Origin of the sequence: Kocuria sp. CPCC 205261, assembly GCF_040981025.1 — a bacterium.
In the GTDB taxonomy this organism is placed as follows: domain Bacteria; phylum Actinomycetota; class Actinomycetes; order Actinomycetales; family Micrococcaceae; genus Kocuria; species Kocuria marina.
This window is the reverse complement of sequence record NZ_JAVKPU010000002.1, coordinates 126,908-146,197: the sequence shown is the minus strand read 5'-3', so window position 1 is coordinate 146,197 and position 19,290 is coordinate 126,908. Positions and strand designations below refer to the sequence as shown.

Annotated in this window: 21 protein-coding genes; 9 read left to right on the top strand and 12 right to left on the bottom strand. The window is 69.2% G+C overall.

The window, feature by feature from the left end; translation table 11 throughout:
* Positions 1-79: 79 nt before the first annotated feature.
* On the bottom strand, positions 80-460 hold the full coding sequence (locus RF646_RS03755; protein ID WP_368835240.1) for a primosomal protein: 381 nt from the start codon (positions 458-460) through the stop codon (positions 80-82).
* A gap of 87 nt (positions 461-547) precedes the next feature.
* Here RF646_RS03755 and RF646_RS03750 point away from each other — a divergent pair, with 87 nt between their 5' ends.
* Positions 548-745 carry a DUF5703 family protein gene (locus RF646_RS03750; protein WP_094067061.1) on the top strand — a complete coding sequence of 66 codons (198 nt, stop codon included), beginning with the start codon at positions 548-550 and terminating at the stop codon, positions 743-745.
* Between the two features lie 12 nt (positions 746-757).
* On the opposite strand, the gene RF646_RS03745 is transcribed toward RF646_RS03750, so the two are convergent.
* On the bottom strand, positions 758-1,942 hold the full coding sequence (locus RF646_RS03745) for an acyl-CoA dehydrogenase family protein (protein ID WP_368835239.1): 1,185 nt from the start codon (positions 1,940-1,942) through the stop codon (positions 758-760).
* 155 nt (positions 1,943-2,097) lie between these two features.
* Entirely contained in the window at positions 2,098-3,417 is a 1,320-nt protein-coding gene (locus RF646_RS03740) for a M20/M25/M40 family metallo-hydrolase (protein ID WP_144996796.1), read from the bottom strand.
* Positions 3,418-3,628: 211 nt separating this feature from the next.
* Between RF646_RS03740 and RF646_RS03735 the strand changes: the two genes are divergently transcribed.
* Entirely contained in the window at positions 3,629-4,135 is a 507-nt protein-coding gene (locus tag RF646_RS03735) for a GNAT family N-acetyltransferase (protein WP_231885618.1), read from the top strand.
* A gap of 255 nt (positions 4,136-4,390) precedes the next feature.
* Here the strand turns inward: RF646_RS03735 and RF646_RS03730 are convergent, their stop codons facing one another.
* From RF646_RS03730 to nrdF, 5 genes are all read right to left on the bottom strand, one after another.
* Positions 4,391-4,837, bottom strand: a complete 447-nt coding sequence (locus RF646_RS03730) for a pyridoxamine 5'-phosphate oxidase family protein (RefSeq protein WP_098055514.1) — start codon at positions 4,835-4,837, stop codon at positions 4,391-4,393.
* Between the two features lie 132 nt (positions 4,838-4,969).
* Positions 4,970-5,779, bottom strand: coding sequence for an SOS response-associated peptidase (locus RF646_RS03725; protein ID WP_368835238.1), 810 nt, complete (start codon positions 5,777-5,779; stop codon positions 4,970-4,972).
* A gap of 31 nt (positions 5,780-5,810) precedes the next feature.
* The gene (locus RF646_RS03720; RefSeq protein ID WP_368835237.1) at positions 5,811-6,533 is read right to left on the bottom strand and encodes a biotin/lipoate A/B protein ligase family protein; all 723 of its coding nucleotides are present in this window, start codon (positions 6,531-6,533) and stop codon (positions 5,811-5,813) included.
* 131 nt (positions 6,534-6,664) lie between these two features.
* Positions 6,665-7,099 (bottom strand): hypothetical protein, encoded by a 435-nt coding sequence (locus RF646_RS03715; RefSeq protein ID WP_368835305.1) that lies wholly within the window; start codon positions 7,097-7,099, stop codon positions 6,665-6,667.
* A 527-nt stretch (positions 7,100-7,626) separates the two neighbouring features.
* Positions 7,627-8,607 (bottom strand): class 1b ribonucleoside-diphosphate reductase subunit beta, encoded by a 981-nt coding sequence (gene nrdF, locus RF646_RS03710; RefSeq protein WP_064846975.1) that lies wholly within the window; start codon positions 8,605-8,607, stop codon positions 7,627-7,629.
* 303 nt (positions 8,608-8,910) lie between these two features.
* Between nrdF and RF646_RS03705 the strand changes: the two genes are divergently transcribed.
* Positions 8,911-9,093, top strand: a complete 183-nt coding sequence (locus RF646_RS03705) for an antitoxin (protein ID WP_312917033.1) — start codon at positions 8,911-8,913, stop codon at positions 9,091-9,093.
* Between the two features lie 157 nt (positions 9,094-9,250).
* On the opposite strand, the gene zapE is transcribed toward RF646_RS03705, so the two are convergent.
* Positions 9,251-10,297, bottom strand: coding sequence for a cell division protein ZapE (gene zapE / locus RF646_RS03700; protein ID WP_064846785.1), 1,047 nt, complete (start codon positions 10,295-10,297; stop codon positions 9,251-9,253).
* Positions 10,298-10,572: 275 nt separating this feature from the next.
* Here zapE and RF646_RS03695 point away from each other — a divergent pair, with 275 nt between their 5' ends.
* A complete protein-coding gene (locus RF646_RS03695; protein WP_085105973.1) occupies positions 10,573-11,481 on the top strand; it encodes a sulfurtransferase in 909 nt (302 codons plus the stop codon).
* The gene (locus tag RF646_RS03690) at positions 11,478-11,927 is read left to right on the top strand and encodes a SufE family protein (RefSeq protein ID WP_085105972.1); all 450 of its coding nucleotides are present in this window, start codon (positions 11,478-11,480) and stop codon (positions 11,925-11,927) included. The genes RF646_RS03695 and RF646_RS03690 overlap by 4 nt, the downstream gene beginning before the upstream one ends.
* Here the strand turns inward: RF646_RS03690 and RF646_RS03685 are convergent.
* Positions 11,893-13,143 (bottom strand): alpha/beta hydrolase family protein, encoded by a 1,251-nt coding sequence (locus tag RF646_RS03685; RefSeq protein ID WP_368835236.1) that lies wholly within the window; start codon positions 13,141-13,143, stop codon positions 11,893-11,895. The genes RF646_RS03690 and RF646_RS03685 overlap by 35 nt on opposite strands.
* A 159-nt stretch (positions 13,144-13,302) precedes the next feature.
* Between RF646_RS03685 and msrB the strand changes: the two genes are divergently transcribed.
* The 3 genes from msrB (at position 13,303) to RF646_RS03670 (ending at position 15,906) form a co-directional block, all read left to right on the top strand.
* Entirely contained in the window at positions 13,303-13,791 is a 489-nt protein-coding gene (gene msrB / locus RF646_RS03680; RefSeq protein ID WP_064846781.1) for a peptide-methionine (R)-S-oxide reductase MsrB, read from the top strand.
* A 137-nt stretch (positions 13,792-13,928) separates the two neighbouring features.
* Positions 13,929-14,510, top strand: coding sequence for a DUF3000 domain-containing protein (locus tag RF646_RS03675; protein ID WP_240505542.1), 582 nt, complete (start codon positions 13,929-13,931; stop codon positions 14,508-14,510).
* A gap of 28 nt (positions 14,511-14,538) precedes the next feature.
* Positions 14,539-15,906, top strand: coding sequence for an HRDC domain-containing protein (locus RF646_RS03670; protein WP_312794099.1), 1,368 nt, complete (start codon positions 14,539-14,541; stop codon positions 15,904-15,906).
* A gap of 129 nt (positions 15,907-16,035) precedes the next feature.
* Here the strand turns inward: RF646_RS03670 and RF646_RS03665 are convergent, their stop codons facing one another.
* Positions 16,036-16,506 (bottom strand): hypothetical protein, encoded by a 471-nt coding sequence (locus RF646_RS03665; RefSeq protein WP_085105969.1) that lies wholly within the window; start codon positions 16,504-16,506, stop codon positions 16,036-16,038.
* A gap of 147 nt (positions 16,507-16,653) precedes the next feature.
* Between RF646_RS03665 and RF646_RS03660 the strand changes: the two genes are divergently transcribed.
* Positions 16,654-17,133 carry a Rieske (2Fe-2S) protein gene (locus RF646_RS03660; RefSeq protein ID WP_085105968.1) on the top strand — a complete coding sequence of 160 codons (480 nt, stop codon included), beginning with the start codon at positions 16,654-16,656 and terminating at the stop codon, positions 17,131-17,133.
* Between the two features lie 99 nt (positions 17,134-17,232).
* Here RF646_RS03660 and dxs read toward each other — a convergent pair whose 3' ends face one another.
* Complete coding sequence (gene dxs, locus RF646_RS03655) at positions 17,233-19,248, bottom strand: 1-deoxy-D-xylulose-5-phosphate synthase (protein ID WP_085105967.1); 2,016 nt, start codon at positions 19,246-19,248, stop codon at positions 17,233-17,235.
* Positions 19,249-19,290: the final 42 nt, after the last annotated feature.

The following is a 19,290-nucleotide window of genomic DNA, read 5'->3' as shown; positions in this document are numbered from 1 at the left end:
CCTGGGAAGCCGCTGGACACGCACGAAGGCCCCCGCCCGCGGCGGAGGCCTTCGCAGCTCACGTGATCCGACCCCCGGGTCAGCGCCCGGAACGGCGTCCGTTCGAGGAATCACGGTCCTCGTTCTCGTCGTCGTCATCGTCGTAGTCGTCCTCGTCGACGAGATCCTCGTCCATCATCTCGTTGTCCTCGAGAAGATCGTCGTCATCATCATCGTCATCCTCGTCGTCGTAGTCGAGGTCGTCGTCGGAGTCGTCCTCCTCGGCGAAGACGGTGAGCGGGGTGACCTCGTCGTAGGCGTCGTAGAGGGCTTCCTCGTAGGCTTCGAAGGTGTTGGCGATGGCCAGGTAGGCTCCGTCCACCGTGGGATCGTCGTCCGAACGGCGGTTCGCCGCGGCGGCGAGGTGTTCTTCGAGGGCGTTGACGAGCGCTTGCAGCGCGGCGCGAGGATCGGTGCTCATGGTGTAGACGTTAGCCGTTATCGGAGCAGAATGGGAGCAATGAAAGAACAACGTCTGAAGCACAGTTCGGTATCCGGTCACCCCACCATGACCGGGCGCGACGACCGGTACGAGTACCTCTCGCTCACGGTGGCACCCCGGGAGAAACCCGCCGAGGCACGCAGCCGGGTGCGGGAACACACCGAGTACGGCAAGTGGGAACTCATGCGCTCGGCGGTGCTCTACGGGGGCCAACGCCGCTATGTACTGCGCCGGCGGATCATGCGGGTGGACCGCACGTTCTGAGCCCGGGATCGCTCAGGACGAGACGGGTCCCAGCAGGGATTTCGCCGTGGCCGCGTGGACGGACTCCTCGTCCGAGGGGTGGTACATCCCCGCCAGCACGTCCCGGTAGAGCCGCTCGAGCTCGGAACCGCGCCGGTACTGCGCTCCCCCGGACGCCCGCAGCGCCAGGTCCACCACGGCGCGCGCGGCTTCCGTGGCCCGGTGCTTGACCCCGGAGAACAGGATGAACCACCGCGGCCCGTGCGCCGGCTCCCGGTCCGAGCCCAGGGCGTCCACGTCCGCGCACAACTGCCGCAGTTGCAGTTCCACCCCGTCCCGTAGCACACCGGCCCCGGCTATGTGCCGGCGGATGTCCGGGTCGTCCGAGTACGGGGCGTCCTTGGCCAGGGATCGCCTCGTGGTCGTGATCTCCACGGCCACGTCGATCGCGCGGTCGGCGATCCCCGTGTACACCGCCGCGAGCAACAGTTCGAAGCACCCGAAGATCCCCCACACCACGGGGTCCGGGTTGGGTGTGGCAGGGGTCCTGGTGAGCACGTCCTCGGTGCGCAGCAGCGCACCGTCCAGCACCGTGGTGCACGACTGCGAGGCCCGCATCCCGAGCGCGTCCCAGTCCTCGCGCACCGTGACCCCTCCCGCCGGGGACCCGTGGTCCTCCCGAGTGAGGAACCCGAAGACGAGGGGTGCGGCGTCGTCGTCCCCGGAGACCCGGGCGTGGACGAGCAGGCGCGTCCAGCGCGGGGACAGGGACGTGAAGATCTTGGTGCCGTGCAGGCGCCAGCCCTCGGCCACGGGCTCGGCGCTCGTGGTCGCGTCGAAGAGGACGGAATCGTTGCCCGCCTCGGAGATCCCGAACGCGAAGACCTCCCCGGCCACGGCGTCGAGGAAGATCCGCTGCGCGCGATCGTCCCCGCGCAGGTGGAGGGTGTGGCCGATCCCCACGATCACGTGGTGCATGTTGATCCCCAGCGCGGTGGCCGGTGCGGCCGTGGCGAGGCGGCGCTGCGCCTGCGCGGCCTGCTCGAGCGTGAAGCCCAGCCCGCCGAACTCGCGCGGGACGAGCATCCGCAGGTAGCCGATCTCGCGCAGCGCATCGAAGTCCTCGGCGAAGAACGCATTGTCGCGGTCGGTCGCGGCGGCGCGGTCCCTGATCTCGGCGAGCAGCTCGTCGGATAGCAGTTCGGTCACGGCGGTCATGGGGGCTCCTTCGGTGGTCAGGCCAGTGGAATGAGGCGGAACGCGGGGCGGGCCGGCGTCGCGCGGGTCCGGTCGCGTGGGGCGTGCACGAGGTCGCGAGGACTTGGCAGTACGACGCGGGGCCGACGTCGTTCGGGCCGGCGAGCGCGGGGGGCTCAGTACGTGCGCAGCAAGCGGTCCAGCACACGCGAACCGAACTCGAGCGAGGCCACGGGCACGCGCTCGTCCACGCCGTGGAACATGCCCGTGAAGTCCAGTTCCGGAGGCAGCTGCAGCGGGACGAATCCGTAGCCGGTGATCCCGAGCGTGGCCAGGGACTTGTTGTCGGTGCCCGCGCCGAGCATGTAGGGCAGCACCACGGCGTCGGGGTCCTCGGCCTGCAGCGCGTCCACCATGGCGTCCACCACGTTGCCCGAGAACGGGACCTCCAGCCCGATGTCCTCGAACTCGGCCTCGAAGCGCACCTTGTCACCCGCGAGCTCCTGGAGCTTCTCCATCACCAGATCACGCTGATCCGGCAGGAACCGCACGTCCACGGTGCCCTGCGCGGTCCCGGGGATCACGTTCGTCTTGTATCCGCCGTCGAGCATCGTGGGGTTCGAGGTGTTCTGCAGGGTCGCCCCCACGAACCGGGCCACATCCCCCAGTTCGCGCAACAGCCGCTGCGGGTTCTCCGGATCGAACTCCACGCCGGTCAGCTCGGTGACCTCGTCCAGGAACGCGCGGGTGGTCTTGGTCAGTTCCACGGGCCACGTGTACTGCCCGATGTTCGCCATGGCGCGGGACAGGTGCGTCACGGCGTTGTCCTCGTGCAGCCCGGAGCCGTGCCCGGCCTGGCCCTGTGCGATGAGCTTCAACCACAGCAGGCCCTTCTCCGCGGTCTGCAGCAGGTAGGCCCGCTTGCCGCCGATGTTCGCGGAGAACCCGCCCACCTCGCTCAGTGCGTCCGTGACACCGTCGAAGACCTCGGGATGTTCGCTCACCATCCACTTGGAGCCGTAGCGCATCCCGGCTTCCTCGTCCGCGAAGAACCCGAAGACGATGTCCCGCTCGGGCACGGTTCCCGTGCGGCGCATGTGGCGCAGCACCGAGAGCATCATGGCGTCCATGTCCTTCATGTCCACCGCGCCGCGGCCCCAGATCATCCCGTCCCGCACCTCCCCTGCGAACGGGTCCAAGGACCAGTCCTGCGCCGCGGCGGGGACCACGTCCAGGTGGCCGTGCACGAGCAGCGCGTCCGCGCTCGGGTCCTTGCCCTCGATACGGGTGAACACGTTCGCGCGGCCAGGGGCGGACTCGAAGTACTGCGCCTCGAGGCCCACCTCGTGGATCAGCTCGGCCACGTACTCAGCCGCCGCACGCTCGCCCTTGGCCTCACCACTCGCGTAGTTGCTCGTGTCGAAGCGGATCAACTCGCGGCAGATCCGGGCGGTCTCGCCCTCCGGTGTGGAATCGGTCTGGGGGTTCTCGGTCATGGTTCTCGCTCTCCTCACTAACGCCGGACGGTGGCCTCCGGGCTGCGGTCCCCGCGTGGGACGACGACGCCGCTCGCGCCCACCGCGGTGCCGTGGGCCGGGGCTCGGACGGGCCTGCCCCTCCACCGTAGTACGCCCGTGGAAACCGGGGTCTTCTCGGTTACCCTGAGGGGCAAGAACTACCGTGTGTACCGATGACCCATGGGAGGCCATGATGACTGGAACCATCACGCTAATCGCGCGGACCGAGCTGACCCCCCGGGAGCTCACGGCCACGAGCCGTTCCGTGACGGACGAGGACACCGCCGCGCTCGCCCGGTTGCTCCGGGAGGCCTACGGCTCCGGGACCGTGGGCACGCAGGAGGATGCGGAGACCACGGTCCGGGACGCGTTCCGGGGTGAGTTCGGCCCGTTCTTGCAGGAACAGTCGCAGGTGATCGAGGACGAGGACGGCAACCCCGTGGCCGCGGCCATCGTGCTCGAGCGCCGCGATGACCCGCACCTTCCGGACGTGCCGTACCTGTTCGAACTTTTCACGGCGTCCTCGCACCGCCGCCGCGGCTTGGCGGAGCAGCTCGTGCGCCAGGTCATGACGTCCCTGCACGAGAACGGCTACCACGAGGTGTGCGTGCGGATCCCGGAGGACAACTCCGCGGCGCTCGCGCTCTACCTCACGCTCGACTTCAACCGCTGGATCCCGGAGCAGGACGAACTCTGACGGTGCTGCGGCTGTTCGGGACGCAGCTGCCCGGAACCGAGCCGTCCAAGACCGACCCGCCTAGAACCGAACCGTTCTGAACCGGATGCAAGAGACCCGGATCGCCTGAGGCGACCCGGGTCTCTTGCTGCGGATGGATGCACTGCATGTCGTGGAACGAATCGGCGTCCGCCGAGCGCACCGGCGCCCCTCCGTGACGCGCCCGCGCCGTCGTTCGACAGCGAGGGGCGAACCCGTCAGCGTGGCAGCAACCCGTCAGCGCAGCGTGAGCTCGTCGCTGCGCGGCGGGACCTGGGATGCGTCCGTGCGCGTGGCCCAACGCACCGTGATGTCCAGGACCCGCAGGTTCTCGGGATCGTTCGTGTCGGTCGCACCCGGGTGCTGTGCCGCAAGCGTCTGACCGGCCGGAGCGGCGTCGGCCCCTTCGAGGACCCTGGCCTCTCCCTCGAGCTGCACCTCGTGCGTGCCGTCGCGCATCACGACCATGGACACGCGCGGGTCGGACGTGATGTTGGAGAACTTCCGGGACTTGGTGTTGGTCCCGAAGACGATGTGTCCGTCGTCCGTGGCAGCCACGTGGACGTACGCGGATTCGGGATATCCCGTGCCGCTGTTGCTCGCGAGCACGCCGGCTCCGGCGGAGCGGACGAAGTCGATCAGCCAGCGCGTGTCATCGGTCAGGGTGTTGCCCAGTTCAACCATGTCTACCCTCGGTTATCGTCGGTGTGGGTGCGTCGGTGCACCGTCTCCACCATAGGCAGAGGGCCGAGGTCTTGCGGTGCGGCGGGCCGCACCGAGGACATTCACCGGGGTTGTGACACGCCCCGGCCGCGGCTACAGCAAGGTCTGCAGGGGTTCCACCAGGTACTCCCCCTGGGACTTCACCGACCCCACGTCCGTGCTCACGGCATGCATGCGCCACTGCGCGGCGACCTCCAACGCGCCGGCCACCGCGCGGTGCACGAGTTCCGGGGCGTGGTCCTTGTCCGGGGTGATCCATTCGCGCGCGAACGCTTCGGTCATGCCCATGGGCAACCGGTTGTGCAGGGCTCCCAGCGCGGCGAGGTGCGAGTTCTCGTCGTGCGCGTCGGGGGCCTCGCGCGTGAGGATCGAACACGAGAGCAACCACCGGCCCGCGTCGTCCTGCGCGTTCTTGCCCGGCCGGGTCTGCTCGGCACGCGCGAGGTCCGCGGCGTCGTCGGGAACGTGCCACCACTCGTAGATCCCGGCGAACCAGATCGGGGAACCGTCCTCGGGGTGCACGAAGTACGGTTGCTTCTTCCCGCGCCCGGACTCCGGGGCCTTCCATTCGTAATAGCCGTCCGCGGGGATCGCGCAGCGCCGGGCTTTGACCGCGGCCCGGAAGGACGGTTTCTCGGTCACGGTCTCCGAGCGGGCGTTGAACATCTTGGACCCGATCGACAGCTCCTTGGCCCACGAGGGCACGAGGCCCCAGCGCGCGGCGTGGATCTCCGGGAGCAGCTGACCGTCCGGTGAGAGCCGCTCGAGCAGGATCGGGACCGTGTGCGTGGGAGCCACGTTCCAGCTGGGTTCCACGCCCCCGGCAATCGAGTCGTCGACCTGCGCGTCGAAGGGCAGTGCGAGCTGGCCCGGGGTCCGGGCGATCACATAACGACCGCACATGGTGTTCTCCTCCCGTGACGGGTTGTCGGTCCTACCGCGATCCGCTCACGGGGCCGTACCCCATGTAGGACGAGTACCGGTCGTACACGTTCATGAGCGCGGCCTCGACCTCGGCGACCGTGGTGCCCGGTCGGACGTCCGCGACGCACCCGGCGGTGGCCGGTTCCCACGACACACCCAGGCACGAATACACGTCCTCCAGGACGCTGCGCAACGGCTCGGCTACCTCGATCACGAGCACCGTGGAGAAGTACCACGCCCCGGCCACGACACGCTGCGCGGTACCGGCGAGTTTGACCGGTTGGTTCGGATCCGCCGCTGTCCCCGGTGCGTGTACGCTGTACTCCCCCGCGCAGTACTCTCCCGGGATCTCTCCCACCTGGGCCGGGATCTCGAGTTCCTCGAGCGCTGCGACCACCATGTCCCCGAACAGGCGGTACCGGTCCTGGATACCCGTCTTAGGATCCGGATCCGGTTCCACGTGATCGATGACCAAGCAACCCCCGTGGTACGCGGCCGCACGGCCACCCACGCGGCGCACGAGCGGGGTGAACGCGGCGTCGAGCGCGGCCTGACGGGCCCGGGGGAACCCGGGGTTGAGTTCGTCGCGGCGACCGAAGGCCACCGTGGGCCGCGGTTGGTACACGCGCAGCACGGGTTCGGTGGCGCCACCGCGCGCGGCGTCGAGGATGGACAGGGCGCGGCGGTAGTCCTGTTCGGCGCCCAGGGACTCGCGCTGACGTATGAGTTTCATGCTGGCGCCAACTCTAGTGCAGCGGGGCCCGCTCGGAACCCGGACGCGGCGGCACGGGCGGGTCCGTTCCCCGCAACTCCTCGCTCACCCGGCCGGACGTGGCACGCGTTAAGTCGACGACGTGTGGAGCATCACGCCGCGGAGGTGGTCAACCGCGCCGCCGGACGGGGCGGGGCCGTGAGCGCAGTGGCCATGCGGCTCTCCTCGGCCGCGGTGACCGGACCGTGAGCGGCGGCAGCTACCATCGCGGTCTTGAGCACGTGGTGGTTCGCGAGCAGATCCGTGGAGTTGCCCAAGGAACGCAGCACTCGCCACGACATGGTCACACCGCCGCGTGAGACGTAGCGATTGACGTAGCGCACGGCGGCGTTCCAACGTTTGCGCTGGTCACGGGTGAGTTCCGCGCCCTCTTCCTGTTCCTGCAGCCACGCACGAGCACCCACGAACACGCGGGACACCAGTTCACGTTCGAACGGTTCCACCGTGCCGGCACCGCGCATGAGCTGGTTGAGCGTGCCCAGCTCGGCGACCGAGAGCACTGATTTGACGGACGATTTTGCGTGCATCACGTTCAAGCCCCCTACGAAGATCTCCCGTGGCGAGTGCATGACTGTGCAGTTCTTCACGGTTGTCGATCGTGCCCCCACCAACCCGGCGTTCCCCCCGGAACGCCTGAGGGTTGGCGGGAAACCTCTCCCCTTGCGGCTCCAGCCTAGGAACAGCGGCCACGTGATGACAGCCGCACATTGGGGGACGCACCCGCGCGCCACCCGCTCTTCATTCCACGGCCCATTCCACGGCCTTGTTTGCCGCACACTCCCACCCAACACACCCCCGCCCCCCTTGCCCCGCGGCGAGCGCACTGCACAACATCTGTGCTCCGATACGCACCGAAATCGGGGGTAAAAGGGGTCGTTTCGCGGCACAGATGTTCACCCACCACACTCCACGCCAGCCCCGCCCGCGTGTCACACGCCGCCCACCACGCCCGCGGATCGCCCACCCACCACGGCATGCGACGAGGCCCGGGCCCGCATACACCGTGCGGATCCGGGCCTCGAAACGCCCTCCGGGAGGGCGGGCGCTCAGTGACTCAGAAGTCCCAGTCCTCGTCCTCCGTGTTCACGGCCTTGCCGATCACGTAGGAGGAGCCGGAACCGGAGAAGAAGTCGTGGTTCTCATCCGCGTTCGGGGACAGCGAGGAGAGGATGGCCGGGGACACGTCCGTCATTTCCCGCGGGAACAGGGCCTCGTAGCCCAGATTGTTCAGTGCCTTGTTGGCGTTGTAGTGCAGGAACTTCTTGACGTCCTCGGTCCAGCCGACCGAGTCGTAGAGCGCCTCGGCGTAGGCCACCTCGTTGTCGTAGAGCTCGTCCAGCAGCTCGTACGTGTACGCCTTGAGCTCCTCCTGACGCTCCGGGGCCTCCTGCAGCAGACCACGCTGGTACTTGTAGCCGATGTAATACCCGTGCACGGCCTCGTCGCGAATGATCAACCGGATCAGGTCCGCGGTGTTGGTCAGCTTGGCGTGCGAGGAGAAGTACATGGGCAGGTAGAACCCGGAGTAGAACAGGAAGGACTCCAGCAAGGTGGAGGCCACCTTCTTTTTCAGCGGGTCGTCACCCTTGTAGTACGTCAGCACGATGTCGGCTTTGCGCTGCAGGTGCTCGTTCTCGCGCGACCAGCGGAACGCCTCGTCGATCTGCTTCATGGACGACAGCGTGGAGAAGATGGACGAGTAGGACTTCGCATGCACGGATTCCATGAACGCGATGTTCGTGTACACGGCTTCCTCGTGCAGGGTCTTGGCGTCCGGGATCAAGGAGACCGCGCCCACGGTGCCCTGGATGGTGTCCAGCAGGGTCAGGCCCGTGAACACCTTCATGGTGAGGTCCTGCTCCTCGGCCGTGAGCGTCTTCCACGACTGGACGTCATTGGACAGCGGGACCTTCTCGGGGAGCCAGAAATTGGACGTCAGACGGTCCCAGACTTCGGTGTCCTTCTCGTCCTGGACGCGATTCCAGTTGATGGCCTCCGCCGGGTGGCGGAGCAGTTCGACCTTCTCGGTGGTCATGGCGCGCACTGGCTCCTTCGTGGATGGGGGTTCCCGCCCCGCTGGATGACGCCGACGGCGCTCGGCGGGCGAGCACTGCACACCGGTTCTCGCGGGGTCGGCTGGCGCGCGGGACGACTTCCCAGGGTACTCCACTTCAGGCGGGAACGAACGGGGCCCGATTCCTTCCACCCCGGACCCATCGCGTCATGTTCCCTCAGGGTGAACCCCGTGTCGGGGTCCTTCCGTATGTGACGGAAGCCGTGCAGGATGAACGTACCGACCCGACACCGGGCTGGTTCACCTACCGGAAGGACACAGATCATGCCGGATCTCGGAGGACTCGCGGACAAGGCCAAGGATGCCGCCGGAAACCACCAGGACAAGGTCGACCAGGGCCTCGACAAGGCGGGTGACGCCGTAGACGAGAAGACCGGTCACAAATTCGAGGGCCAGGTCGATCAAGGCCAGGACGCCGCGCGCGATCGGCTCAGCGGCAACGAATGATCTGCACCGCCGCGTGAGAACGGGGTCCCTTCCGATCGGAAGGGACCCCGTTCTCACGTCGGCTCGAGGGTGCGCCCCACGGGCTCGAGGGCTCCTCTCAAGGACCGGTCACCCGCGCGGTGGCGACGCCGCGGCGTCGCCACCGCTCTCGCGGGTCTCAGGCCTCGTCCGCCTCCCGGGCGAGTGCCGTGAGGCGGGAGACCGCCCGGTAGTACTTCTTCTGGTAGCCGCCGGCCATCATCTCCTCCGTGAAGACGCGGTCGAACGGCACGCCCGTGGAGAGGATGGGCAGGTCCCGGTCGTACAACCGGTCCGCGAGCACCACGAACCGCAGCGCCACCGCTTGCTGGTCGATCGTGCGCACCCCGCGCCACGCGATCGCGTCCAGGCCCTCGATCAGCGCACGGTAGCGCGAGGGGTGCACGCGGGAAAGGTGTTCCACGAGCGCGTCGAAGTCGTCGATCGCCACACGCCGACCCGCGAAGTGCTGTTCGACGGCGGCGTCGAGCGCGGCGTCGTCGGGCAGGGGCGACGGCGCGTTCGGCAGTCCGCGGTGACGGTAGTCCTCGCCGTCGATGCGCACGACCTCGAACTGGGAGGACAGCACCTGGATCTCACGCTGGAAGTCCTGCGCCGCGAACCGGCCTTCGCCCAGTGAACCGGGCAAGGTATTGGACGTGGCCGCGAGCTTGACGCCCGCGTCCGCGAGTTCGCGCATGAGCCGGGACATCAGCACGGTGTCCCCGGGGTCGTCGAGCTCGAACTCGTCGATGCACACGAGGGTGTATTCCTTCAGGGCGTCCACGGTGCGGCGGAACGTCAGCGCACCCACCAGGTTGGTGTACTCCACGAACGTGCCGAACGCCTTGGGCCCGGGCACGGCGTGCCACAGGGACGCGAGCAGGTGGGTCTTGCCCACGCCGAACCCGCCGTCCAGGTAGATCCCCTGCGCCGCGCCGGAACTCTTCTGCCCGCCGAAGAGTTTGGAGAAGAACCCGCCACCGGAGGCGCCGCCCCCGGACGCGCCCGCCGCGAAGGTCTTGAGCTTCTCGACCGCCTGTGCCTGCGAGGGCTGCGACGGATCAGGGCGGTACGTGTCGAACGACACCTCCCCGAAGCGTTCGGACGGGGTGAAACCGGCCAGCAGTTCATCGGCCGAGACGCGTGGATCGCGCTCCACGAGGTGTTCGATCTGAGTGCTCACGTGACAGGGCCTCCCGACCGGTTCCGGATCGCGCGCCGCGGCGGGCGCGCACCGGGACCGGTCCTGCGGTAAACGGACAGTACGTGGGACGCGCCGGGCGTCCCGTTCTCCCCCGATGCTACCGGTCAGCCCGTGGTGAACACGGCGACCGCGTATGACGGCACACGCGGGCCGGCATGCGCCGGGTGCGCGCGCACCACTACGCTGGAGAACGAGACGCGCACGGCACGTGCGTGCGCAGCGCCCACGACAGCACAAGGACAAGGAGAAGTCTCATGGCTGTAGAAGCAGAGCAGAACGACGCGTTCGCGCAGTACGCGCACCCGGAACGTCTGGTGTCCACGCAGTGGGTGGCCGATCACGTCGGCACGCCCGGCGTCGTCGTCGTCGAATCGGACGAGGACGTCCTGCTGTACGAGACCGGGCACATCCCCGGGGCCGTCAAGGTGGACTGGCACACGGACCTCAACGAACCGGACACCCGCGACTACGTGAACGGGGAGCAGTTCGCCGAGGTGATGTCCCGCAAGGGGATCTCCCGCGACGACACCGTGGTGATCTACGGCGACAAGTCCAACTGGTGGGCCGCCTACGCCCTGTGGGTCTTCACGCTGTTCGGTCACCGGGACGTGCGCCTGATGAACGGCGGGCGCGACAAGTGGATCGCCGAGGGCCGCGAACTGACCACGGACGCGACCCCCGTGACCCCCACCGAGTACCCCGCGGTGGAGCGGGACGACTCCGTGATCCGCGCGTACCGCGAGGACGTGCTGGCCGCGCTGGGCACCACTCCCCTGATCGACGTGCGCTCCCCCCAGGAGTACACGGGCGAGCGCACCCACATGCCCGACTACCCGCAGGAGGGCACGCTGCGCGGCGGACACATCCCCACCGCGGCGTCCGTGCCGTGGGCCCGGGCCGCCGCCGAGGACGGGACGTTCAAGTCCCGCGAGGACCTCGACGCCATCTACCGCGACGAGGTCGGGCTCGGGCAGGACGACGACGTGATCGCGTACTGCCGCATCGGCGAGCGTTCCTCGCACACGTGGTTCGTGCTGACCCACCTGCTCGGCTTCGACAACGTGCGCAACTACGACGGGTCCTGGACCGAGTGGGGCAACGCCGTGCGCGTGCCCGTGGCGCAGGGTGAGGAACGCGGCGAGGCCCCCGGGGCCGCGCGGTGAGCACCCAGGACCTGCCCGAACAGTTGCGGGAGCTGGTGACCGAGTTCCACGAGGTCCCCGAACCCGACAAGCTGCAGTTGCTGCTCGAGTTCTCCCGTTCGCTGCCCGCGCTGCCCGCGCGGCTCGGCGAGCACCCGGAGGAACTCGAGCAGGTCACCGAGTGTCAGTCGCCGTTGTTCCTGACCGTGGAACTGGACGGGTCCGGTGCGGACGCACCGGTCGCCCTGTTCTTCTCCGCGCCGGCGGAAGCGCCCACCACGCGCGGTTTCGCATCCATCCTGCACGAGGGGCTCAACGGCCTGCCGGCGTCCCAGGTGCTGGACGTACCCGACGACCTGCCGGAACGCTTCGGGCTGACCAAGCTGGTGTCCCCGCTGCGCATGCGCGGGATGTCCGCGATGCTCGGTCGGATCAAACGCCAGATCCACGCCCGGCTCGGCGAGTGAGCGCCGCGGGCAACCAGTCACGGATGGCCCGCTCGTAGCGTTTGCGGTCGATGTTCCATTCCTTGGTGTGCCGGGCCCCGGAGAACCCCACGAAGTCCACGTAGGGACTGCGATTGGCGAGTTCCACGGACCCGGCCACCGGGACCACCTCGTCGTCCGTGGAGTGCAGGATCAGGGTGGGCGTAGTGATGTCCTCCCAGCGGGAGAGCCAGTCCAGGGCATGCAGGTCCAGGGGCGCGGCCAGCCCGGTGATCCGCGGGCCCATGCGGTGGGAGATCAGGTCCGCCGCCATGCGACCCACGCGCCGCGGGATGCGGTGGATCCGGGTCTGGTGAGCCAGTAGCTCGTACCAGTCCACGACCGGCCCCGTGAGCACCAGCGCTCGGATGCGGTCGCGGTACTCGGTCAGTTCGGTCGTGCGCAACACAATGGCCCCGCCCATGGACCACCCGAACAGTACGATGTCCGACGCTCCGTGGTCCAGCGCATAGCCGATTCCCGCCTGGATGTCCTCCCATTCGGTGAACCCCAGCCCGTAGCGCTGATCCGGGGTGGAGGGTGCCTCCTGGTCGTTGCGGTAGGACAAGATGAGGGAGTGCAACCCCAGTTCGTGGGCCACCCTGGCCCCGCGGATGCATTCCGGGCGCTGGGCGCCGCGGCCGTGCACCATGACCGCCCACGTGCCGGTGTGGTGTGCGGTGGCCGTGTCCCCGTCCGCGGGGATGACCCACGCGGGCGCGGGCCCCAGCGGCATCTCCACGTGGATCTTGCCATAGGCCAACCCGGCGTCCGACGGTCGCGCGTACACGGTCCCGGTCCACCACCCGCGCTTGCCCACCGCGAGTTCCCCGCGGTACACGCGCTCCACGAGCCGCGTGACGGTGCCCCCGGTCTGGCGCACGATGAAGCCGATCCGCGCGAGGCCGCGACCGTCGTCGAACCGTAGGGCGTACGTCCCGGCGACCCGGGTGTCCGGGTTCGCGGGCAGCGTGATCAGTTCCTGTCCCGAGTTGGGGTCCTTCTCGAGCTTGAGCACCTGGACGTTGCCGGGCCGGGTGGACGGGGTGACCACGTGGCGCGCGACGAGTGCCGCCAGACCTCCCGACAACGCGAACGTCGCCGACGCTGCTCCGATACTCGCGGCGGCGCCCACCACCGCGCCGCGGCGCCACGAGCGCGCGTTCGAATCCTGCCCGGGGGTGATCAGGGTAGTCATGTCGTCATTCTGGCACGCGCCGATCACGGGGACCTGGATGGCGGGCCGGTCACCGCAGGCACCCCGAATACACGGCGCGCGCGAGCGTCGAACGGCGGCTACGCGAGGTCGTACGGGCATAACCGGCGCGAACGCATGGTTGGACAGGGAGGAAGTCACATGACGACGAGAAGGAGGCGCCCCGTGACCACGGAGCCGAACCACGAGACGAGCGCCCGCACCGGCGGAGCCCTGAGCCCGGAGGCCGCCGCGGCGCGCACGGACGCGCAGTGGCGTGAACAACTGAACCCGCTCGAGTACCAGGTGCTGCGCCAGGCCGGGACCGAACGCCCCTTCACGGGCGAGTACGTGGACACCACCACGCAGGGCGTGTACGAGTGTCGCGCGTGCGGGGCCGAGCTGTTCCGCTCGGACACGAAGTTTTCGTCCCACTGCGGGTGGCCGTCCTTCTTCGCGCCGCTCGCGGAGGACCGGGTGCGCTACATCGAGGACACAACCATGGGGATGAAGCGCGTGGAGGTGCGCTGCGCGAACTGTGACTCGCACATGGGCCACGTGTTCGAGGGCGAGGGGTACGACACTCCCACGGATCTGCGCTATTGCATGAACTCGGTGTCCCTGCGTCTGGTTCCCGCGACGCAGGACTGAAGCGTCGATCCGACCCACCCCAGAACGACGCACGGCGATACGCACGAGCGACACGAGGTCAAACGCGCGGTGAAGGATAACGGTGTGGTTACTGTGACCTTGTGGGAGCGGTAACCGAGCTGAACAGCACTCCGGACGTGTTTCGCGCAGTCGTGCAAGCCCTGGAGACTGCCCGCTTCCGCCCGGAGATCGCACTGCGCCGTATCGTCCCCCCGCACGGACTTGCTCCGCACGCGATCTCCTTCGCCGCGGAAGTCGTCCGGGGTCCCCATCGGCGCGACACCGCACCCGACCGGCCCCGCACCGCGGACGACGCACCGGCGGCCGGGCGTTTCGTGGTGTTGTACGACGAGTCCTGCCCGCAGCCCTGGGAAGGTCCCTTCCGGATCGTGAGCTGGTTCCGGTCCCGCACGGACACCGCCATGGGCCGGGACGACCTGCTGACCGACGTCGGTTGGTCCTGGCTCACGGACACGCTCACCCAGCACGGTGCGCAGTTTACCGCCGAGGGCGGTACGGCCTCCCGCACGGTGGAGCGCCACTTCGGGAGCCTGACCGAACATGCAGACTCCGCCCAGGTGGAGGTGCGGGCGTCCTGGACCCCGGTGCCCCACATCGGCCCGCCGCACTGGGCCCTGACCCACCTGGGTGCGTGGGCCCAGGTGTTATGCACCGCCGCCGGTCTGCCACCCCATCACGAGGGCGTCACCTACCTGTAACCGGCCCCGTCATCCGTCCCGTCCGGCGGTGCGGATCACCCGCACCGCCGCCGATCCACCCTCCGAGGAACATCCCATCAACAGCAACGCCAAGGACCCCAGGCCCTCTCGAGCTCCGGAGCCACCCGAGATCGTGGTCCCCGGATTCGAGCATCTGCACATTCCCGCGACCGTGCATCTCAACGGCCCCGCAGAGGGGCTCCCCCGCGTGGTGGACACCGCCCGCGGCCTCACGCGCGCCGCGGAGCAACTGGCCGCGGCCACGGGTCCCGTGGCGATCGACACCGAACGCGCCTCGGGGTTCCGCTACGGGCAGCGCGCGTTCCTCGTACAGTTGCGCCGCGAGGGCGCGGGCACGATCCTGATCGATCCCGAGGCCGTGGGGTCCCTGGCGGTCGTGAACGAGGCCCTGCGCGACGTCGAGTGGGTGCTGCATGCGGCCACGCAGGACATGCCCTGCCTCGCCGAACTGGACATGCACCCGGACCGGCTCTTCGACACCGAACTGGGCGGTCGGTTGCTCGGGCTGCGCAAGGTGGGCCTCGCCTCCATGACGGAGGAGCTGCTGGGATTCACGCTGTCCAAGGAGCACTCGGCGGTGGACTGGTCCCAGCGCCCGCTGCCCGTGGACTGGCTCAACTACGCCGCACTGGACGTCGAAGTGCTCGTGCAGCTGCGCTGGGCCACGGAGGATCGCCTGGTCCAGGCGGGCAAGCTCGACTGGGCGCTCGAAGAATTCGACCACATCCGCACCCTGCCCCCGCCCGCACCGCGCCAGGATCCGTGGCGGCGCACCCACGGCGTGGGCAACGTCCGTGGCCGGCGCAAGCTGACCGCGGTGCGCAATCTGTGGCAGGCGCGGGAGTCGCTCGCGCGGCACAAGGACCTCGCGCCCACACGGTTGCTCCCGGACTCGGCGATCGTGGCGGCCGCCAACGCGATGCCCCGCACCGTGCCGCAGCTCATGGCCACCCCGGGCTTCCACGGTCGCCTGGCCTCGCGCGAGGCCACCCGGTGGCTCACCGCGGTCCAGGACGCCCGCAACACCGAGGAGCCCGTCCCCGCCACGATCCCCTCCAACGCCCTCCCGCCGGTCAAGGGCTGGGATGCCAAGCGCCCGGAGGCAGCGGCACGGCTCAAGGTCCTCAAACCCGCCGTGGCGGAACTCGCCGAGCACCTGGAGTTACCCACCGAGAACCTCCTGACGCCCGAACTGTTGCGCCGGTTCTGCTGGCAGCCCCCGCGTTCCACCGCCGACGACGCCGTGGCCGCCCGGTTGCGCGAGCTCGGCGCCCGCTCGTGGCAGGTCGAGCACGTGACGCCCGTGATCGGGGCCGCGTGGCGTGAACTGCGCTCGCGGCGTCGGGCGGAGAAGACCACTGAGGGGCACGAGTAGATCGAGGGCGCGGAACCGGCCGTGCACCGGACCGCTCCGGCCACGACACGACAGTGGCCGTGCACCCACGAAGGTGCACGGCCGTTGTCACGCGGCGGCGCGGTCACATGACCCGTGCCGCCCGTCGCATCAGTTCTTCATGTCCTTGGCGTCCGGACCCGGGTGCGCGGGCTTCATGTCCACCTCGTCCTCGGTCACGGCGGGCTCGGGCAGCTCGGCGTCCGAGTGCTTCGCGGGCGTACCGGAATCCTGACCGCCCTGAGAGGCCTTCTGCTTCACGGCCTCGGCACCGCCCTGCGCCTTGTCCTTAACGGACGCGGCACCCTGGGCGGCCTTGTCCTTGACGGCGGCCGCGCCCTCGGAGGCCTTGGCGCCCACGGTGCCGGCGGCCTTCTGCGCGCCCTCGGCGAGCTTCTCGCCCACCACGGGGACCTCGGACTTGACCCAGTCCGTACCCTCGGAGACCTTGGCCTGGACCTTGGGGTCGTTCCAGGTGTTCAGCGCGCTCTCGCGCAGGGACTCGTAGCTCTTGCGACCGGACGCGGAGCCGACCACGAAGCCGATTCCGAAACCGGCGACGAATGCAAGACGTTTAATCATGGTGCCTTCCTTCCTGTACCGCGGACCGGGATCCACCCGTCCGCTCCTGGTCCCATCGTACTGAGGAAACACCCCGCCCCCGCGCCCCACGCCGCGCCGTGACCGGTCCTAGGATTGAAGCCACCGCGTCGAAAGGATCGCACCGCCATGACCGTCCCACCCCTGCCCGAAGACCCCGCCGCCCGGACCAAGACCCCCTCCCCCGCGTTGTTCACGCGCCGACGCGCCGTGGGTGCCGCCGGGATCGCCACTGTGGGCGCGGTCGGGTTGAGCGCGTGCGGTTCGGGCGGCGGATCGGACGACGACGCCGCGGCCACCCCCACCGCGCCGGCCACCCCCGTGGACGTGGCCGCCGCCGCGGACATCCCCGTGGGGTCGGGGGTCAAGGTGGACTCCGGTGGTGTGCAGGCCGTGGTGGGACAGCCCACCGAGGGCACGTTCACCGCGTTCTCTCCCGTGTGCCCGCACGAGGGGTGCATCGTCAATCCCGCCAACCGGCAGTACGTGTGCCCGTGCCACAGCTCGGCGTTCGACATGGCCACGGGCGAGGTCAAGGGCGGGCCCGCACCCAGGGGACTCACTGAGTACCCGGTCACGGTGCGCAACGGGCGCGTCATCGTGGGCTGAACCGCGCGGATCCGTTCGCCACGCACCACATCTGTCCGGCGGCGAACGGTCCGTGGAGCAGCGTCCCCGGATCCGCATTCGTGGATCAGCGCTGGTGGTTCAGCGTTCGTCGCGCGGTTGCTCCCCGGAGCGCGGCACGGTGAGCTGCGCGGCGTCTTCGGCCACGGGGCGCGCGTACGGGACCTTGGTGCCCAGGACGGACGCGAGCGTGTCCTGGGCGATGCGCTGGGCGGTCAACCCCGTGTGCTGCAGGATCTGCTCGCGGCTCGCGTGCTCGAGGAACTCGGTGGGTAACCCCACCTCGTTGAGCGCGGTGTCCACGCCCTGGGCGCGCATCTCCTGGCGGATGAGCGAACCGATGCCCCCGGCGCGCACACCGTCCTCGATCACCACCACGATCCGGTGCGTCGCTGCCTGCTCCACGACCGCCTGCGGCACGGGCAGCACCCAGCGGGGGTCCACCACGGTGGAGGAGACACCGTGGGCGGCGAGACGTTCGGAGACGTCCAGCGCGGTGACGCACATGGCGCCCACGCCCACGATCAGCACGTCGCGGTGATCCACGCCCTTGCCGGAGGCCTCGCCGTTGCGGGCGAGGACGTCCACCCCGCCGCTCAGTCGCTCGAGGGCGGGCAGCGGCGCACCCACCGCGCCCTTGGGGTAGCGCACCACGGTGGGTGCGTCGGAGACGGCAACCGCCTCGCGCAGCTCCTCGACCATGGTGGCCTCGTCCCGCGGGGCCGCGAGGTGCAGCCCCGGCACGATCTGCAACAGTGCGAGGTCCCACATCCCGTGGTGGCTCGGCCCGTCCGGGCCGGTGACGCCCGCGCGGTCCAGCACGACCGTGACGCCCGCGTGATGCAGGGCCACGTCCATGAGCAGCTGGTCGAAGCCGCGGTTGAGGAACGTCGCGTACAGGCCCACGACCGGGTGCAGCCCGCTGAACGCCATGCCCGCGGCCATGGTCAGCGCGTGCTGTTCGGCGATCCCCACGTCCACGACGCGCTGCGGGTGTGCCATCTGCATCTTCTGCAGTCCCATGGGGATCAACATGGCGCCGGTGATGCCCACGATGTCCTCGCGCTCATCCGCGATCGCGGCGATCTCGTCGCGGAAGACGTGCGTCCACGAGCGGGCCGAGGCGGTGCTCGTGGGTTTGCCCGTGGTGGGGTCGATCACGGGCACGGAGTGGAACTGGTCGTTCGCGTCCAGGCGGGCGGGCAAGTAGCCGTGGCCCTTCTCGGTGATGGCGTGGACGATGACCGGGCCACCGAAGTTGCGGGCATTCGTGAGCGCTTGTTCCATCGCGGCGAGGTCATGGCCGTCCACCGGACCCACGTACTTCATGCCGAGGTCCTCGAAGATCCCCTGCTGGACCACCACGTCCTTGATACCTTGCTTCATCCCGTGCAGACCGCGGTACACGGCCTGGCCCAGGTGGCCCGAGGACGTCAGCAGGCGCTTAGCCTTCGCGAGGGTCTGCTCGTAGCGGCGGTCCGTGCGCACGGCGTCCACGCCCTGCTGCACGCTGGCCTGCAGCTCGCGCAGGTGGTTCGCGAACCCGCCCACGGTGGGCGCATAGGAGCGGCCGTTGTCGTTGACCACGATCACGACTTTGCGGTCCCGGTCCGAGGCGATGTTGTTCACGGCCTCCCACGCCATGCCACCGGTCAGGGCCCCGTCCCCGATCACCGCGACGGTGTGCCGGTCGTCCTGGCCCGTGAGCGCGTAACCGCGCGAGATCCCGTCCGCCCAGGACAGGGACGACGACGCGTGGGAGGACTCCACGATGTCGTGTTCGGACTCCGCGCGGGACGGGTAGCCCGCGAGGCCACCCTCCTGGCGCAGGGTGTCGAAGTCCTGGCGACCCGTGACGAGCTTGTGCACGTAGGACTGGTGCCCGGTGTCGAAGACGATCGAGTCCTGGGGCGAGTCGAACACGCGGTGCACCGCGAGGGTAAGCTCCACGACACCCAGGTTCGGCCCCAGGTGACCCCCGGTCGCGGAGACGTGGGTGATCAGGAAGGAACGAATCTCGGCGGCCAACTGCTCCATGGCCGCGGCGTCCAGCCCCCGTAGGTCTTCGGGTCCCTCGATGGTCTCCAGAAGCGTCATAGCCTGCTCTCCGTGGATGTCTCGTCCTCTTCGGGCCCGCAC

Coding starts and splice junctions, on each gene's coding strand:
- RF646_RS03735 (WP_231885618.1), top strand. CDS start 3,629: ATGATGACTGGAACCATCACGCTAATCGCGCGGACCGAGCTGACCCCC.
- RF646_RS03755 (WP_368835240.1), bottom strand. CDS start 460: ATGAGCACCGATCCTCGCGCCGCGCTGCAAGCGCTCGTCAACGCCCTC.
- nrdF (WP_064846975.1), bottom strand. CDS start 8,607: ATGACCACCGAGAAGGTCGAACTGCTCCGCCACCCGGCGGAGGCCATC.
- RF646_RS03720 (WP_368835237.1), bottom strand. CDS start 6,533: ATGAAACTCATACGTCAGCGCGAGTCCCTGGGCGCCGAACAGGACTAC.
- RF646_RS03685 (WP_368835236.1), bottom strand. CDS start 13,143: ATGACTACCCTGATCACCCCCGGGCAGGATTCGAACGCGCGCTCGTGG.
- RF646_RS03695 (WP_085105973.1), top strand. CDS start 10,573: ATGGCTGTAGAAGCAGAGCAGAACGACGCGTTCGCGCAGTACGCGCAC.
- RF646_RS03660 (WP_085105968.1), top strand. CDS start 16,654: ATGACCGTCCCACCCCTGCCCGAAGACCCCGCCGCCCGGACCAAGACC.
- RF646_RS03750 (WP_094067061.1), top strand. CDS start 548: ATGACCGGGCGCGACGACCGGTACGAGTACCTCTCGCTCACGGTGGCA.
- RF646_RS03740 (WP_144996796.1), bottom strand. CDS start 3,417: ATGACCGAGAACCCCCAGACCGATTCCACACCGGAGGGCGAGACCGCC.
- RF646_RS03705 (WP_312917033.1), top strand. CDS start 8,911: ATGCCGGATCTCGGAGGACTCGCGGACAAGGCCAAGGATGCCGCCGGA.
- msrB (WP_064846781.1), top strand. CDS start 13,303: ATGACGACGAGAAGGAGGCGCCCCGTGACCACGGAGCCGAACCACGAG.
- RF646_RS03745 (WP_368835239.1), bottom strand. CDS start 1,942: ATGACCGCCGTGACCGAACTGCTATCCGACGAGCTGCTCGCCGAGATC.
- RF646_RS03725 (WP_368835238.1), bottom strand. CDS start 5,779: ATGTGCGGTCGTTATGTGATCGCCCGGACCCCGGGCCAGCTCGCACTG.
- RF646_RS03665 (WP_085105969.1), bottom strand. CDS start 16,506: ATGATTAAACGTCTTGCATTCGTCGCCGGTTTCGGAATCGGCTTCGTG.
- RF646_RS03730 (WP_098055514.1), bottom strand. CDS start 4,837: ATGGTTGAACTGGGCAACACCCTGACCGATGACACGCGCTGGCTGATC.
- dxs (WP_085105967.1), bottom strand. CDS start 19,248: ATGACGCTTCTGGAGACCATCGAGGGACCCGAAGACCTACGGGGGCTG.
- RF646_RS03715 (WP_368835305.1), bottom strand. CDS start 7,099: ATGCACGCAAAATCGTCCGTCAAATCAGTGCTCTCGGTCGCCGAGCTG.